This window comes from endosymbiont of Lamellibrachia barhami (assembly GCF_011947365.2).
Taxonomy (GTDB): domain Bacteria; phylum Pseudomonadota; class Gammaproteobacteria; order Chromatiales; family Chromatiaceae; genus QGON01.
This window is the reverse complement of record NZ_JAAVSH020000001.1, coordinates 3,227,266-3,243,597: the sequence shown is the minus strand read 5'-3', so window position 1 is coordinate 3,243,597 and position 16,332 is coordinate 3,227,266. Positions and strand designations below refer to the sequence as shown.

Genomic DNA, 16,332 nt, shown 5'->3' with positions numbered 1-16,332 from the left:
TACCCACTGAACTCCCGTCATGGTCATTCCGGTTTTCTCCAATAATTGTTACCAGGCTTCATTGCGCTGGAACTTCATCAATACTACGAGTCTATTCGCCACCTCACACTCCCAAACATCTTGAGTCTCCTGATGAGTGAGCCTGAAACAAGGACTGTGCGTTTCCCCGTTACTACAAATTCCCGGTAAGCAACGCCATCCTGCAACACACCACAGGCCTGACCGAGTATTAGGCTTCGCCCTATTTCGCAGGCTGACCCACCTGTTGTGCCGAACCAGGTTCACTTGCGTTATGTGTCGCTTACTTCCTATGGCTTCCTTCAGACCCAGCCGTTACCAGCTACGCCCTTGCCAATCGGATTGTCTTCCCCTCGATCGGGGTGACGCCCCTTCTTCAGAGGATCAGTTTGTCGTTTCGCAGGGCAAACAAAAAAGCCAATAGCTGGCTTCTTGTGACTAATGTGGATAGGCAGCCTTGTTCTGAGGCTCCTTAGGTGAGGATTAGATGCCTGCCCCAGCGGGCAGGCACCTTATGCCGATGGTGCTACCAATTATAGTAGTTGGTCGGATCATCCATCGATGAGAGGTCTACTTCAGCGGTTTGCTCGTAGGTCTGATCAGTCTTGGTAAGAGTTTCACCAACAGCATCTGGGCCATAGAAGGTACGGTAGTAGCTAATGCAGGGACCATCCAACTCGCTTGTTTGTGGGTTCTCCACCTCTGCGAGAGGTTCACCGACAGCATCGGGACCATAGAAGGTGCGATAGTAGCTAATGTAAGGACCATCTAACTCGCTTGTTTGCGGATTCTCCACCTCTGCGAGAGACTCACCGACGGCATCGGGACCATAGAAGGTGCGGTAGTAGCTAATGTAAGGACCATCCAACTCGCTTGTTTGCGGATTCTCCACCTCTGCGAGAGGCTCACCGACGGCATCGGGACCATAGAAGGTGCGGTAGTAGTTTAAGGTGGGATCGTACCTCTCCATCTCCTCTGGAGTCGCCATTGTAAGGCCGGATATAAGAATGAGTGCGGAGGTCGAAAGGGTTTTGAATAACGTTTTCATGATACTGCTCCTGAAACGTTGGTTGATAACAAGGCATTAGAATATAAGTATAATCTAATAGAGTAATTGATAATTCTCAATGCCGGCACCAACGGATCGTATTCCTGAGAGCTAGATCACATAGGCGATGTCGTGGACAGGGTGGATCGGCATCCTAACTTTAGCGGTGGGGGAAGATAGGGTGGGTGGATTCTGCAATATCGGCAGGATTCGCGCGTTTACGCTATCCCTCTGGAGAAAAGAGTCCCGGATACGCCTTTAGTTTTCAGTGGGACTATCGGTTTGACGATACGTCTGTACGCATGCGTCGTGGTTCAAAAATTGCGCTGACGAACGAGGTCATCAGAAAACATACACAGCAGCCTGTCTGCTGACGACCTCGTTCTGTCAAGCGCAAAGATTTCAGAATGAAAGGAAATTAGTAGCTATAAGAGGCGATAACCCTTAAATGCGTCTGGGTCAGGTCTTTACCCTCGATGCCATTATATTCACTTGTACGGTCAGCAAGAAATGCTTTGAGCATCAGATTCTTTTGAGGTTTGTAGACCACTATGAGATCTGTCTCATAGGCATCGGTTTGCGGTGCAACTGTGCCCAATCCGGCAAGACCCAGCACCTTACGGGGAGCAGAAGTCTCGGACTGCCCGTAATTTACATAGTTTAGCTTGACGATCAAGTTCTTGAGGATCTTATACGAACCCCCAATTTTGTAGGCATTTACGTTCTCCCGGTATTCGTTACGCGAGAATATGGAACTGGTGTAAGCAGGGTCGCCGCCCCAGGCGTTCAGCATGGCAGTATCACCACTAGAGGTGTTAAAGGCGCCATATACGGACCACTTTTTGTTGCCCAAAGCAACCTTGGCGCCGAACAGATTAAAGTCCAGGTCACCAGCCAGTTTATCGCCTATTTCCTTCTGGTTCAGAAACTGGCCGGACAGCTTCAATTTCATGCCCTTCATCGGAAATACTGTGTCTACATGGGCGTAGATATTGTTGGCGATATCATCCACATAATAGTTCCATAGCCCCAGTTCAGTATTCTTGATACCTGAGTAACCGGCATTTAATACGGTTATACCGTTGGTGCTGGGTGCGCCTGCACCTAAGGTTGCGGTACTGATGCGGTGAAACTCGGCCTGGCCGATGGTGCTCGCTTTGATTGCAGCGCCTGCTGATTTGGTACCTTCGCCAATCAGTGCAAAGTCAGTCATGGCCCGGGAACCAAATGACATGTCCGTAATTTGTGCGATGCCGAACACAGCATTTTCAACGACCGTAGTCTTGGCGCTGTAGGCTGAATAAAAGTTCGGCATAGTACTGTAAGTAATGGTAGTCAGCGGCGTCTTATAAAACTGATGACCCGCATCCAGAGCAAATTTTTCACGATTGTACTTGAGATAGATCTCGCCGAGTTGTGACTTTGTGGATCCATCATCTGTTACAAACATGCCACGTGCAACACGCCCATCAGTATCGAAGTCGGTTAATCTGAAAAGATCACCGTTGGCGTAGAATCCGACACCCACATTCAGGTTGTTCCACGATGGTGTTTGGTATTTCAGCTTGAGCAGATAAGAGGTGCCATCATCGGGATCATAGCCATTATCCTCGGCAGAGAGGATGCTCATCGCTTTAACATAAAGATTCAGGTTGCCATAATCTTTGCCATCGGATTTAAGACCCATCGACCATGCAGGTTGTGAGATCAAAGCTAATACAGTCGCCGCCGGGATAATTGCCCGCGCCACAAGTTTTTTCATTAGTTACTCCCCTTTCGGTTTTTCATTGGTTATATCGCGTGTGCCATCCTGTTCTGTAACTGCTGAACAGAAACTTTGAATGGATTATTTTACTTCATGGATACCTTGTTTTTATTCGTCGAAATATTTCTTGGACTCTCCCTATAAATAAGCCAACACAATCATTTTGAGAATAAAAAATGGCCTGAAGAACCTATTCTTTTTTCTCGTACCCGCTGATCATTGCTTTGACATACCCAAATGGTTTTTCACTGGTCGTAATTGCCAGGTATAGATGCACGATCAAGAAAGCAAGCATGGCGAAGGCGGCAGCCATGTGAACCATTGCAACCACAGTGAGACTTAATCCCTCAAGTCCCCAGTCACCCCATGAAGTGTAAAACAGATAAAGCAGGCCACTGGCCCAGGTTACTGGAGTAATAACCACATGCAGTGATAGATAGGCCAAACGCTGCATTGGATTGAGCTTGCTTTTTCGCGTCATATGGAAGGGATGGCCACCCCCCAGAAAGATATCGACCGCATAGTAGCGAAGCATAGCCATCAGATTGTTTTTACTGGATGGGATGTACTGCTTCCATTCCCCTGTTGTCATATGCCAGAAGATGACAAACACCAATAGCCCCATCAGTGCCCAGGCAAACAGGATATGCGTATCCACAGCCTGCTCAAAACCCAACATCGTGTAATCCCCGTGTATCTCAAATCCTGTGAGCAGTAAGGGGAGAATGAGAATCGCCAGCACCCAATGCCAGATACGCTCAAAACGAGTATAGATCATTTCATTTGACATCAGCCATTCCTCCTCTTTCTACTGAAAAAGACCCGGGCAAAACCGTGAAGCGATACACCACCCAGTGTTCCAAGCACAGCCAACCAGCCAATTAGATCCAACAGATCGCTCTTGTCTCTTCCCGGCATGTAGAAACCAGTGAGTTCCGACAGTCGCCCATTTCTGCTATGGCATTCATTACAGCCCAACGCTTCTTCCTTAGGTGCAACCATGTGAGAAAGCGGCCAGTGCATGGTAGTTTCGATAAAGCCATATTCTCCGCTATAATCCGCACCTGCTGCATCCATTGCCGCTTTAATGGCGCGGTTCCAATTGAACGATTTCCAATAGGCCTCACTGTCCTTACCAAACAAGTGAGAGATAACCAGTGTATTATTGCCTTTGTCGTAGGGTTGTTTTCCCCGCATGATTTTGAAGGGCCAGATTCTGGCGTCAGGATCGTTGTAGTCCCCTTTGAACGTATTGATTGGCACTACACTGTTAGGATCAAACCGGTCTTCGAGTTCCTGGTAACGGATCTCGCCTGACAGCCAGGCGTATTCCGGCACAAGGTTCTCTCCCCATTCGAAGGTGCCTTTTTTGGTCACATAGGTTACATACCCATTCTCGTCTTTCATCTTCAGGTGCTTGCCATCGCCATCCATGCGCCCTGCAGTCGACCAGTCCCACCAAGTCTTTGAAGGCACACCACCTTTCGCATAAGTCGGAATATGACAGGTCTGACAGGCTACCTTGTCGGTGTGATCATTAATCTTATTGTTAATGGTTTCCTCATGCGGTTTGTCACCGTGGCAGGATTCACAGGATGCCCTGTTATGGTCATCTCGCCCAGGAATATCAATGCCGTGTCTATCTTTCCCGACAGAGGTATAGTGACTTCCTTTTATATCATGGCCGTCTGTGCTGTGGCACTCCGTACAGACGAAGTTCAGGCCATCCACACCCATGTGAACATCCAGCGTACGGGGAGGATTGGTCATTGATGAATCAAGGTCGCCATGTTTTACACCATCACCGCCGCCGCCGTAGAAGTGACAAACCCCACAATTTTCACGGCGTGGCTTACCAACAGCTTGGGCGACCTTGGTTAAATCGGGTGCTTTCCAAATCTTCTTGCTTTTTTTAGGGAAAGGTTTGTCGACATAGGTAGGATGACCCGCAGCCGTTGGGAATTTCTTGTAGGTATCTGTTGTGTCATGACAGACAAGACAGTCGACATTCTCTTCGGATGAGAAATCAAAACTATCGTCCTTCCAGCCGTAGCCGATATGGCAACTGGTACAGCGCGCGTAGTTGGTTGTAATCGAACCGCAAAAGCTGTTCACAACTCTTTTTTTGCCCAAAACCTGCCCGGTTTGCGTATTCTGGCCATTCCGATCACTGATTCTGGTTTTATCCGATCACCTGACCATCCCAGCGCGAAGAACCTCATAGTATCACTCTGAGTGATCGGATTCATTAAACTCACTCATGACCTTTCTCATCGACTCGCCCTTCAGTTTTAGCTTATGGCTATTGTGTAGCAGGCGGTCCAGGATGGCGTCAGCAAGCGTCGCATCACCGATGGTTTTATGCCACTGTGTTGTCGGTAGCTGACTGGTCACCAGCGTATACGGTTTGAAGGTAAGGGGCGTAATACTGGTTTATCCAGTTGCTCGAACTGCGAACGCCTGGTACCGGGCAGTTTTTGGAAGGACTTATCATTCAGTTCATCGACTAATGGACGGATGGCCTGATTCAGAGAAGATAGCGTAAAAAACTGCTGGTGTCGCAGCCTTGCCATGATCCAGCGTTCAACAACTTGAACCCCGATTTCTGCCTTTGATTTGTCTTTGGGTTTCAGTGGCCGCGCTGGAATGATGGCTGTCTGATAATGCGCTGATAATTGTAAATAACTGGCATTGATCTCTGGGTCATAACGGTGTGTTTTACTGACCGCACTTTTTAAATTATCTGGCACAATGATTTCTGGCACACCGCCAAAAAAAGTCAACGCCTGAACATGAGCATCGAGCCAGTCCGGTAACTGCTGACTCCAGTGCGCACAGGCAAAGGTGTAACTGGAAGCACCCAGTACAGCAACGAAGATTGCTGTACGCACCTCACCCGTATCGGGGTTAATCACCTCCATGGTTGGACCGGCATAATCTACAAATAGTTTTTCACCGGCAATATGAATCTGGCGCATGCTGCGTTTTTGTTTGCCTTGCCATTCTTTGAACCGATGGCAAAACTGTGCATAGCTATAGCCATCTTTTGGGTGTTGCTGACGATACTCTTGCCACAGTAAATGCGGGTCACCGTCTTGCTTTTAAGATCGCTATAGCAGGTCAGGAAGTCCGGTTCAGCAAAGCGCCGCTGCCCTGTCACTGCTTGTGTGGGGAATAATAAAAGTCCCAGATCACGCTCTTCCAGGTTGCTGGGAATGGGCCAGTTGAGATTGGCTTGCTCGGCCCTTTTTATATAGTCGGCCACTGCCCCCTGTGTCAGCATACATGTCCGCTGTTTTGAATCAGTAAATTTAACCCAAAAGGGGGTGGTAAGTGATGAAGAGATGCCACGCTACAGCGAAGAATTCAAAGAGAAGATTGTACAGAAGATGATGTCTCCCAACTCCATGTCAGTAGCTCAAGTGAGTCGAGAGGCCGGAGTTTCAGAACCCACCCTGTATACTTGGAAAAACAAGTATCAGAATGAGGGGAAGTTAGTGCCAGCAGATCCATCAAATCCAGAAAACTGGAGTGGTAAAAATAAATTGGCTGTGGTCATTGAGACCGCTGCGCTGAATGAGCATGAACTTTCGGAGTACTGTCGTCAAAAAGGACTCTATGCTGAGCAGATCTCACGCTGGAAAGAGGGTGCAGCTACAGGCAACGACAGTACGGAACGACTCACCAAGGCAGAGCGGAGCATGTGGCAAAAGGAGAAGAAGAAATCACGCCAACTTGAGAAAGAGCTAAGACGCAAAGAGAAAGCGCTTGCAGAGGCTGCAGCCCTACTTATACTCGAAAAAAAAGCCCAGGCCATCTGGGGGGGCGGAGGGGAAGAATGATTGTCCCTGAAGACCGCCAGATGGCCATCAATCTGATCGATGAGGCAGTCACAGCAGGTGCACGCCAACCTAAGGCATGTGAGGTGATAGAGATCGATCCACGCACCCTGCGTCGCTGGAAGCAGCAGTTGCATAAAGAGCAGGCGCTAAAAGATCGACGCAAGGAGTCAGCGGCAGCAAGAACACCTGCCAACAAGCTTACTGAAGAAGAGAGGCATGAGATTGTTGAGACGTGTAACCAACCGCAATACAAGAGCCTGCCGCCATCACAAATTGTGCCCAGACTGGCCGATGAAGGCAGGTATCTCGCTTCTGAATCAAGCTTCTACAGAGTGCTGAGAGAGGTTGAACAGGTGAATCGTAGAGGGCGTGCCGAAACGCCAAAAGTCGTTACAAAACCAAAAGGATACAAAGCTGAAGCACCCAATGAAGTGTGGAGCTGGGATATTACCTATTTGGCCTCATCGATTCGTGGGATGTTCTACTATCTCTACCTGATCGAAGACATCTTCAGCCGCAAAATTGTAGGGTGGGAAATTCACGAAACAGAGAGTGCTGAGCTAGCCAGTCAGTTAATCAGAAAGGCCTGTTTGACTGAAGGGATTCATCAGGAAGGGTTGGTACTACACTCAGATAATGGCAGCCCCATGAAAGGAGCCACCATGCTGGCTACGTTACAGAAGCTGGGTGTAGTTCCCTCATTTAGCCGCCCTTCTGTAAGTGATGACAATCCCTACTCAGAGAGTCTTTTTCGTACATTGAAGTACACACCGGCGTATCCAAACAAACCCTTCGAGGATCTGGATTCAGCCCGCAAATGGGTGCATGAATTTGTGCATTGGTACAACGAAGAGCACCGCCATAGTTCGATCCAGTATGTTACTCCAAACGAGCGACACAATGGACAAGACAGTGAGATATTGAAGAAAAGGAAGGCGGTTTATGAGTTAGCAAAAGAGAAAAATCCACAGCGGTGGTCAGGCAATCTCAGGGACTGGAGTCCAGTGACTGAAGTCTGGTTGAATCCACCAAAAGAGGTGCGTGCTGAAGAGCAGAAATTGCTTAAGGCTGCATGAGAAAAATCGGACAACTTTGTTGACAAACACCGCTGATGGACTTGAACAACAACTGTCGCAACCTTCAACACATGACGAGCTTGGCTTTAGCGAACGCCTGGCGTTACTGATAGACCGGGAATCCACGCATCGCCATAACAACAAAATCACTCGCCTGCTTAAAGCGGCAAAACTAAAACTGCAGGCTAATCCGGCTGACATTGATTACAGCCATCCCCGTGGGCTTATGAAAAGCCAGTTTGCTGATTTATTGAGTACACATTGGATACTACAGCACCACAACGTACTCATCACCGGCCCCACCGGTTGCGGTAAAACCTATCTTGGTTGTGCGCTGGCAACGCAAACCTGCTTGCAGGGGTTATCAGTTCGCTACTTCCGTATGCCACGGTTGCTTGAGGCGCTGACGATAGCCCATGGAGACGGTCGCTTTACCCGACTGACTCAACAACTGGCAAAGACCGATTTACTGGTACTGGATGATTGGGGGCTGGAGAAAATGAACCTGTGTCAGCGTAATGACCTGCTGACGATCATGGATGATCGACATGGTCTTAAATCCACGCTGGTGACCAGTCAGCTACCGACAACACAGTGGCATAAAACCATCGGTGATGCGACGCTTGCTGACGCCATCCTGGACCGCCTGCTACACAATAGCCATAAGCTAAAATTGAAGGGCGAGTCGATGAGAAAGGTCATGAGTGAGTTTAATGAATCCGATCACTCAGAGTGATACTATGAGGTTCATCGCGCTGGGATGGTCAGGTGATCGGATAAAACCAGAATCAGTGATCGGAATGGCCAGAATACGCACAGATACAGAATTAATTAACAACTCAGACTAATAATCACACCCAGTGGGAAAAGCTACGAGGTTTTTGTGTATTCGTTTCTCTCGTTATTACATAAACCCCGCTCCGCTTCGGTGCAAGCTGTCCTAATGTTAGGAAAAAGGGGAAATGACTATGGCAATAATGACAAAAAAATCCCGCATTCTTCTTGTGATCGCTCTATTGATTTTTTCTTCTATATCAAATGCCGCCGTCATTTTCTCTGGCTTTGGACCAGGTGACACCTTCAATACTGGTAACTCCTCAGCGGCTGCACGAGAGATCGCGCAGCGGTAAATCAAATGAAGACGGAAGGGCTGATACCTTTCCGCCTTTTTTATTGTGTGCGAGTGCCAATAGCCACGGCAGGACGCGGATTTTAATCCCGAGAGTTCACAAATCAAATGAGATTTATCAACAAACCATCGAATAAACTTGAACACAGCCAATTTAACATAATAAGTATTATGCACCTGTACTATTTATCAACATCGTCAACTTATCAGTAAAATTTTCTAGGAAGCTGGACCAGTAACGCCGCTAATCTTTTTAGCGAGTTCAGTTGCAGGCATTGGTTTACCAAAATAGTAGCCTTGTAGATAATCACAACCAATTTTCTTTAGGAACTCTGCCTGGGCTCGGGTTTCTACACCCTCGGCTACCAATTTGAGGTTAAGGCTTTTTGCTATGGCAACAATTGCCTCAACGAGAGAAGCATCATCCTGGTGGTCAGGCAGATCAACTACAAAAGCCCGATCAATCTTCAAAATATCCACCGGGAAACGTTTTAAGTAGCTAAGTGATGAGTAACCGGTACCAAAATCATCTATGGATAATTTGGCACCTACATTTTTAAATGACTGCAGCCAGGTAATCTCCTCTGCTGTGTCCTCTATAAGCTCACTTTCAGTAATTTCAAGGGTAAGGAATTCACCGGAGAGACCTGTCTCGCGCAATATCAGAGAGATATCATTTGCAGTCAACCCCAACTCCCTTTGTCTGCCAGACAGGTTGAATGCGATTTCAATATCACCCAAACCTGCCTGATGCCATTCATGCACCTGCCGGCAACCGGTATGTAATATCCACATCCCGATCTTTCCTATCAAACCGATCTCCTCTGCAAGAGGAATAAAGGTATCTGGCGCCACAAAGCCCAGTTGTGGATGATGCCACCGCAGGAGCGCCTCAACACTAATAATTGATTCATTGTCGGCATCTACGACAGGTTGATAATAGAGCTCGAATTCATCCCGCTTCAAAGCCTGTCTCAGATCATGTTCCAGACTTTGGCGAACCCTGACCTGCTCCTGTATTTTTGCGGTAAAAAACTGAAAGCGGTTGCGTCCTGTATCTTTTGCCAGGTACATCGCCATATCTGCATTCTGCAGTAGCGTGTCTGGAGTATCAGCATCTTCAGGATAGAGGGTAATGCCAATACTCGCGCCAACAAAGATTTCGCGACTTGAAAGATCAAACACCTCGGAGACCGTTCCGATAATTTTACTGGCAACCTTCGCAGCATCTTCCGGTTCAGAAATGTCCTGTAGCAAAACTACGAATTCATCGCCACCAAAACGCGCTACGGTATCAACTTCCCGTACGCAGGCCTTGATGCGTACGGCAACCATTTGCAGCAGTTCGTCACCGATCACATGGCCAAAACTGTCATTGACGACTTTGAATTTATCCAGGTCGATGAACAACAGTGCCAATCCCCACCCTTCTCGTCCAGCCGACATGATGGCTTGCGAAAGGCGGTCTTGCAGAAGGGAGCGGTTGGGTAATCCGGTAAGCGCATCATAATTCGCCTGGTAGCGAATCTGTTCCTCATTTTCCTTACGTTGAGTAATATCGGAAAAAATAGCGACGTATTCACTCACCCTGCTCTTTTCATCTTTGATGGAAGCAATGGAGAGCCATTGGGGATAGACACTGCCGTCTTTGCGGCGGTTCCATATTTCGCCCGACCAATGGCCCTGATGTGAGACCGTCTCCCACATCTCCTGATAAAATAACTTCTCCTGACGCCCGGAACTTAGGATGCTGGGATCCCGTCCAACAACTTCGCTCGCCTCATAGCCGGTGATACGGCTGAATGCAGGATTGACAGTTTTAATTCGGTTATCGGCATCAGTTACCATGATGCCTTCAGTCGTGGTATCAAAAACCGTGGCATTCATCCTCAACAGGTCTTCGGCCCGTTTCTGTGCAGTGACGTCCTCTTTAACCGCAATAAAATGGGTTGCCTCACCCTGCTCGTTACGCAGTGGCGATATCGATGCTGACTCCCAGTAGATAGATCCATCCTTACGTTTATTATGAAAGTTACCTCGCCACTCTTTGCCTGCAGTAATGGTGTCCCACATCTCCTTGTACTCTTCCGGGGACTTATCGCCACTTTTCATTATTCTGGGGTTCTGTCCAATAGCCTCACTGGCCGTATATCCTGAAATCTGTTCAAACTTGGGATTGACATATTCTATGATCCCGTCCGTATCGGTGATGACAACAGAAGCCGGACTCTGTTCCAGCGCGCGGCTAAGTTTGCGCAGTTCAAGTTCAGCTTTTTTCGACTCGGTGATATCGGTGCGGACACAGACAAGGCCGCCCTCGGTGGTACGATTATTACTTGCCAGGTACCACCGATGGCTATCCGGACGCTCAAGATAGAGTTCAAGTGGCATTTCATTTTCAATTTTTACGCCATCAAGCGTGCTTCGTTCGAACGCAATGGGATTTCTGCTCAGTAGTTCCTTCAGCGAAACACCCTTCTGGAGCCGGTCTCCCAACCAAGGATAGAATTTCTCGAATTTATTATTGTGCAATACTAATTGCTCATCACTATCAAACAGCGCAAATGCCTCAGACAGACTTCCGACAGCATCGTGCAATCTGTTCCAGGACTGCTCCGCGACTTGGCGGGCAGTATCGAGTTTACGCAGCAGTTGCCATAACCCCATGAGCAGGAACAGGATGATCACCGACAGCACCATACTGATCTGCCGACTTTGGCGGGTATCCTCTGCCTGATAGGTTTCGTGGATATTGTGCAGGGTTTCAAATTGTTGATGACTGGGAACCGAGAGGTAACGAGCCTCCAACTGATTGAGCTGGGCAAGCCCTTTCAGATTGGCCTGCATATGAAAAATGATGTTATTGAGGGTGTTCTGATGAGTTGACGGAAGGTCATTCAGTAGTTTCAGAACGTCTATCTGCTCTGTAATCCGACTGAGTTCAGTCTTGCTGGAAGAGAGGTTGTATCGATAGAGTTGATTGAGCAACACCATCACCTCTTCGTAGACGTTATCATCAATTTCTTTCAGATCCTGTACCGCCACCGGAAGATAGTGGATCCCATTGCGGACAAAGGCAGCCTGTGACTTGATTCTCTCCTGCAGCTGCAACTTTTCTGTCACTGAAGCCCAATAGGTATCAATGGCATCGTCCATCCTCTTGCCTTTACTTTCATAGAAAGAGAGTTTGGGATCTTTTGCCTTTTCCTCTAGCTTACGTAACCGCTTTGTGGTCTCCACCAATGGATCGTATTGCACCAACAGGAAAGATATGACCCGCAGCACATCCCGATCCAGACGGGCGTCGAGTTCTTTCATCTGGATCAAGAGATCCGATTGTTTGGCGTACTGATCCGCCTCCTTTACCCATAAGGAAGTCAGAAGAACAACAGCGGCTGCTACAATAAACAGAAACGGCAGGAAACGTCTTGGGCCAAGGAGATGCTGGATCATGGATTGAGCCTTGGGTGCTCACCGACCAGTGTGCTAAGAAAAGAGACAATGGATTTTACGTCCTTGGTGGGAATATCCCGGCCCAATTGGTGACGTGCCATGATTTTAATTGCTTCCTCAAGTGTTTCAGCACTGCCGTCATGGAAGTAGGGGCCATTGATGGCAGCCAATCTCAGGCTGGGCACCTTGAACAGGAAACGATCTTCACTCAGTCCGGTGACGTTTTGTCTGCCCAAGTCAGCTTCTGTTACCGGTGTATCCCGCACAGAAAAATAGTCCCCCATAGCGCCCATATATCCATACATATTTCCCCCAGCGTTCATGCCCTGGTGGCAGCTGGCACAGCCATAATCTTTGAACTTCAGGTATCCTTCCAGCTCAGTATCATTTATGGCATTTTCATCGCCCCGCAGCCACTGGTCAAAACGTGAGTTGGATGTCACCAGAGAGCGTTCAAACGTGGCAATAGCATCCTTGATATTTTCTGGAGTGACACCATCGGAGTAGAGGGCATGAAAGGCTTCCCGTACCTCAGGATCGGCTTCCAACTTATTGACGACCTCCAGCCAGCTGGAACCCATCTCAAGAGGATGATTGATTGGGCCGCTGACTTGTTCCTCCAGTGTTGCCGCACGGCCATCCCAGAACTGGACGAAATTAAAGGCACTGTTGTACACCGTTGGGGCTTTGATAGTCCCGGTCTGTCCACGAATGCCGAAAGACTTGGGCAACATGTCGGTTCCACCTGTCGCCAATCGGTGGCAATGTGCGCAACTGATGGTGTTGTCGTGGGAAAGGCGGGGGTCATGGAAAAGCTTGTCCCCTATCGCGACTACTTTTGGGGCCAGGTTCTGAACCAGAGGAAGAGGCAGAATAGGCTCATCCAGCTCCACATCTGCAGCAGATGAAGAGGATGCTGTGAGTGCAATCAGTAAGAATGTAATTATTCTTATAAAATTAATCAGATAGATGTCCATGCTGGGCTGGCTTTAATTCCAATTTTTTGCCTATTTTGTAACAACCTGACTGGAATTGCATCCCATTCAAGCTGAAACTGGCCTGAAGCAGCCACATACACAACCCTCACCCAACTGGAGAGCACTGTGCCACTTTTTTCCCTGGATCCTTCAATAATCTATCTCAATCATGCAGCAGTAGCACCTTGGCCACAGAAAACGGTTAAAGCCGTTGAACGCTTCTCCCGGGAAAACGGCGCTGTAGGCGCCCAACACTATCCCGACTGGCTAAAAACAGAAAATCGTCTGCGCAGGCAACTGGCAGACTTGATCAACGCACCAACCGCGAATGATATAGCACTATTGAAGAATACATCCGAGGCGCTGTCGGTCATCGCTTATGGTCTTGGCTGGAAACCAGGCGAAAACATTGTAAGTATAGCCCAGGAGTTCCCCTCAAACCGCATCGTCTGGGAATCACTGTCACAGCTTGGTGTCGAACTTCGATTGTTGGATCTTGATCAGACTCAATACCCTGAAAATGACCTCATTGCCCTGTGTAACGAGCACACGAGACTGATCTCGATAAGTTCCGTGCAGTATGCTTCGGGCCTGAAATTAAATCTCGAACAGGTGGGCAGATTTTGCGCAGACAACGACATTCTATTTTGTATCGATGCCATCCAAAGCCTTGGGGCTTCCCCCTTTGATGTAGAGGCTTTCCGAGCGGACTTTGTTGTTGCCGACGGACATAAATGGATGTTGGGACCGGAAGGAATTGCCCTTTTTTACTGCCGGGCAAACCTGCGTGATGAGCTCAAACTCAACCAATTTGGCTGGCACATGGTGAAAAATGCTGGCGATTTTGACCAAGTTGGATGGACACCAGCCTCATCAGCAAGACGTTTTGAGTGCGGAAGTCCGAATATGCTGGGCATTCATGCCCTGCACGCCAGTCTTGAGATCATTCTGGAGACCGGCATTGAATCGATCCAACAATCTATCACCGCGAATACCGACGCCATTGTTGCGGAGGCCAGGCGATTGGGTTTTGAGCTCATTACGCCTGAGGAGAAGGAGAAACGGGCAGGCATAGTTACATTCAGAGTCCCCGGTGTCGACAATGAAGGGCTCTATCAGAGCCTTATGCAGCATGGTGTCGTCTGTGCTTATCGCGGAGGGGGGATTCGCTTCTCACCCCATTTCCATAATCGGCCAGAAGAGATTTTGAATGCATTCTCAATCCTCGAGTCGCAGCTATAATTTAATGCAGCGTGCTCCCGTCAGGGTTAAGTGCCTAATAGATCGCTATGCTGATTGTGTTATTAACGGCAGATGCCATTAATAACCGCTAATTTAATGATATGGATCAACCAAGCCTTTTTGTACACTGCCTATATTGAATATTGAATAGAGGGTTCTTTGAATCTTTAAGTAGGTGCCTTCTTCGGTCTTGGCAAAAGGGAATCTAACCAGGATCAGCCGCTGATTTTTCAGCCGTGTCATTATCTTTAAAGGAGATTACACATCATGAAAAAGACTCTGCGTTTTGCTGCTGCCGCCGTTATTGCTGGAAGCGCCTTGCTGGCGACCTCCTCCGCCCAGGCTTTCTGGGGGCCATTCGATTGGTTCGATAACGACGATTACTATGGTGGTCCCTGGGGTGGCGGCCCATGGGGTGGTTATCCCGGCTATGGTTATGGCGGTTATCCGGGTTATGGTTATGGCGGTTATCCGGGTTATGGTGGTTATCCGGGTTATGGCGGCTATCCGGGTTATGGTTATGGCGGCTACCCGTATGCCGCCCCTGCCCCTGCTGCACCGGCTGCTACCGAATAGTCCATCTCATTCACTGCGAGAAAACCCCGCCTGCGCCGGCGGGTTTTTTGTTTGTCCGATAGTCTTCTCCTGCTATCCTGCAGACAACTTACAAATTCTATTGTGGAATCATGCAGGATACACACATAACGCTGGCTCACGGCAACGGTGGCCGTTTTATGCGGGAGCTGATCGAAGAGATCTTCTCCCGTCATCTGAAGAATCCCACCCTCGATATTCAGGCGGATGCCGTTCGGCTGGATCTGCATGATCAGGGGGATCTGCTCTTTACTACCGACGGATTCACCGTTCAACCACTGGAGTTTCCCGGAGGCAACATCGGCTCACTGGCGGTGCATGGCACGACCAACGATCTGGCAGTTGCCGGTGCGATTCCCCGCTACCTCAGTCTGAATGCCTTCATCGAAGAGGGTTTTGAGGTTGAGACGCTTGACCGTATTGTCAGAAGCATCGCAGAGACCGCAAGCGCAATTGATGTACAGATTGCAGCGGGCGACACCAAGGTATTGAGGCGGGGTGAAGGCGGTGGTGTCTATCTGGCAACGACCGGTATCGGTATCAGACAGAAAGGACTGCAACTTGGGCTTGACCATATCCGGGCCGGCGACCGGTTGCTTGTCAGCGGGTCTGTTGGGGATCACGGTATCGCCGTGATGTTGGCTCGCGAGCAATTTGGTCTGCGGGGGGATCTTCGTTCAGATGCCGCCAGCGTATTACGCCTGACACAGGCGCTCACCCCCCTGCCGGGTCTCCACTTCATGCGTGACCCAACCCGGGGAGGCCTGGCGACTGTGGGACACGAGATCTGTCACGCCACCGGTCTGCAGATCCGCCTTCAACAGTCGGAAATCCCAATTCAGGACCCTGTCAACTCGGTGTGCGAAATGCTCGGCTATGATCCGCTCTATCTCGCTTGTGAGGGCCGGGTTGTGGCCGTGGTTTCGGAAGATCAGGCAGATGCGGCATTGCAGGCCTGGCATAACCTGCCTGAAGGAGCGTCTGCCGCCATCATCGGAACAGTGATCAAGGATGACCCATATTTGATCATGGAGACACCCCTCGGCGGCGCCCGCATCCTCGAAGAGCTGGAAGACGATCCCCTGCCCCGGATCTGCTAACCACAAAGAACACGAAAAGCATTGATGCAGGTCGGGTTACGATGCGCGCAAAGCCAATGACAAAATTGACGTTTGTCGCAATGCGCAT

The 16,332-nt window shown here is 49.0% G+C and carries 13 protein-coding genes and 1 pseudogene; 5 read left to right on the top strand and 9 right to left on the bottom strand.

Features of this window, described 5'->3' with window-relative positions:
* Positions 1 to 544: 544 nt before the first annotated feature.
* The 6 genes and pseudogenes from G9Q73_RS14815 to istA all read right to left on the bottom strand — a co-directional run bounded on the left by G9Q73_RS14815 (position 545) and on the right by istA (position 5,908).
* Complete coding sequence (locus G9Q73_RS14815) at positions 545 to 1,066, bottom strand: hypothetical protein (protein WP_177420461.1); 522 nt, start codon at positions 1,064 to 1,066, stop codon at positions 545 to 547.
* 418 nt (positions 1,067 to 1,484) lie between these two features.
* Entirely contained in the window at positions 1,485 to 2,828 is a 1,344-nt protein-coding gene (locus G9Q73_RS14810; RefSeq protein ID WP_177420460.1) for an OprD family outer membrane porin, read from the bottom strand.
* Positions 2,829 to 3,021: 193 nt separating this feature from the next.
* Positions 3,022 to 3,621, bottom strand: coding sequence for a cytochrome b/b6 domain-containing protein (locus G9Q73_RS14805; RefSeq protein WP_177420459.1), 600 nt, complete (start codon positions 3,619 to 3,621; stop codon positions 3,022 to 3,024).
* A complete protein-coding gene (locus G9Q73_RS14800) occupies positions 3,621 to 5,006 on the bottom strand; it encodes a tetrathionate reductase family octaheme c-type cytochrome (protein WP_369408961.1) in 1,386 nt (461 codons plus the stop codon). Before G9Q73_RS14800 ends, G9Q73_RS14805 begins: the two co-directional genes overlap by 1 nt.
* Positions 5,007 to 5,057: 51 nt before the next feature.
* Positions 5,058 to 5,231: pseudogene (locus G9Q73_RS14795) on the bottom strand (ATP-binding protein); the annotation flags it as partial.
* Positions 5,222 to 5,908: an IS21 family transposase gene (istA, locus tag G9Q73_RS14790; RefSeq protein ID WP_177421470.1), complete on the bottom strand. Its 687-nt coding sequence runs from the start codon at positions 5,906 to 5,908 to the stop codon at positions 5,222 to 5,224. The pseudogene G9Q73_RS14795 and the gene istA, both read right to left, overlap by 10 nt.
* Positions 5,909 to 6,175: 267 nt before the next feature.
* Between istA and G9Q73_RS14785 the strand changes: the two genes are divergently transcribed.
* Positions 6,176 to 7,749 (top strand): IS3 family transposase gene (locus G9Q73_RS14785; RefSeq protein WP_246345293.1). Its coding sequence is split into 2 segments (ribosomal slippage): positions 6,176 to 6,638 and positions 6,638 to 7,749, totalling 1,575 coding nucleotides; the frame shifts between segments, so codons are not numbered across the junction.
* A complete protein-coding gene (gene istB, locus G9Q73_RS14780; protein WP_177421469.1) occupies positions 7,742 to 8,485 on the top strand; it encodes an IS21-like element helper ATPase IstB in 744 nt (247 codons plus the stop codon). The genes G9Q73_RS14785 and istB overlap by 8 nt, the downstream gene beginning before the upstream one ends.
* 210 nt (positions 8,486 to 8,695) lie before the next feature.
* Here the strand turns inward: istB and G9Q73_RS14775 are convergent, their stop codons facing one another.
* The 3 genes from G9Q73_RS14775 to G9Q73_RS14765 are packed head-to-tail and all read right to left on the bottom strand — an operon-like array spanning position 8,696 to position 13,308.
* Complete coding sequence (locus tag G9Q73_RS14775) at positions 8,696 to 9,055, bottom strand: hypothetical protein (RefSeq protein ID WP_177420457.1); 360 nt, start codon at positions 9,053 to 9,055, stop codon at positions 8,696 to 8,698.
* A 42-nt stretch (positions 9,056 to 9,097) separates the two neighbouring features.
* Complete coding sequence (locus tag G9Q73_RS14770) at positions 9,098 to 12,331, bottom strand: EAL domain-containing protein (RefSeq protein ID WP_177420456.1); 3,234 nt, start codon at positions 12,329 to 12,331, stop codon at positions 9,098 to 9,100.
* Entirely contained in the window at positions 12,328 to 13,308 is a 981-nt protein-coding gene (locus tag G9Q73_RS14765; RefSeq protein ID WP_177420455.1) for a cytochrome-c peroxidase, read from the bottom strand. The genes G9Q73_RS14770 and G9Q73_RS14765 overlap by 4 nt, the downstream gene beginning before the upstream one ends.
* 126 nt (positions 13,309 to 13,434) lie before the next feature.
* Between G9Q73_RS14765 and G9Q73_RS14760 the strand changes: the two genes are divergently transcribed.
* The 3 genes from G9Q73_RS14760 to hypE all read left to right on the top strand — a co-directional run bounded on the left by G9Q73_RS14760 (position 13,435) and on the right by hypE (position 16,244).
* The gene (locus G9Q73_RS14760; protein ID WP_177420454.1) at positions 13,435 to 14,550 is read left to right on the top strand and encodes an aminotransferase class V-fold PLP-dependent enzyme; all 1,116 of its coding nucleotides are present in this window, start codon (positions 13,435 to 13,437) and stop codon (positions 14,548 to 14,550) included.
* A 267-nt stretch (positions 14,551 to 14,817) separates the two neighbouring features.
* On the top strand, positions 14,818 to 15,126 hold the full coding sequence (locus tag G9Q73_RS14755; protein WP_177420453.1) for a hypothetical protein: 309 nt from the start codon (positions 14,818 to 14,820) through the stop codon (positions 15,124 to 15,126).
* Between the two features lie 110 nt (positions 15,127 to 15,236).
* Complete coding sequence (hypE, locus tag G9Q73_RS14750; RefSeq protein WP_177420452.1) at positions 15,237 to 16,244, top strand: hydrogenase expression/formation protein HypE; 1,008 nt, start codon at positions 15,237 to 15,239, stop codon at positions 16,242 to 16,244.
* Positions 16,245 to 16,332 lie beyond the last annotated feature (88 nt).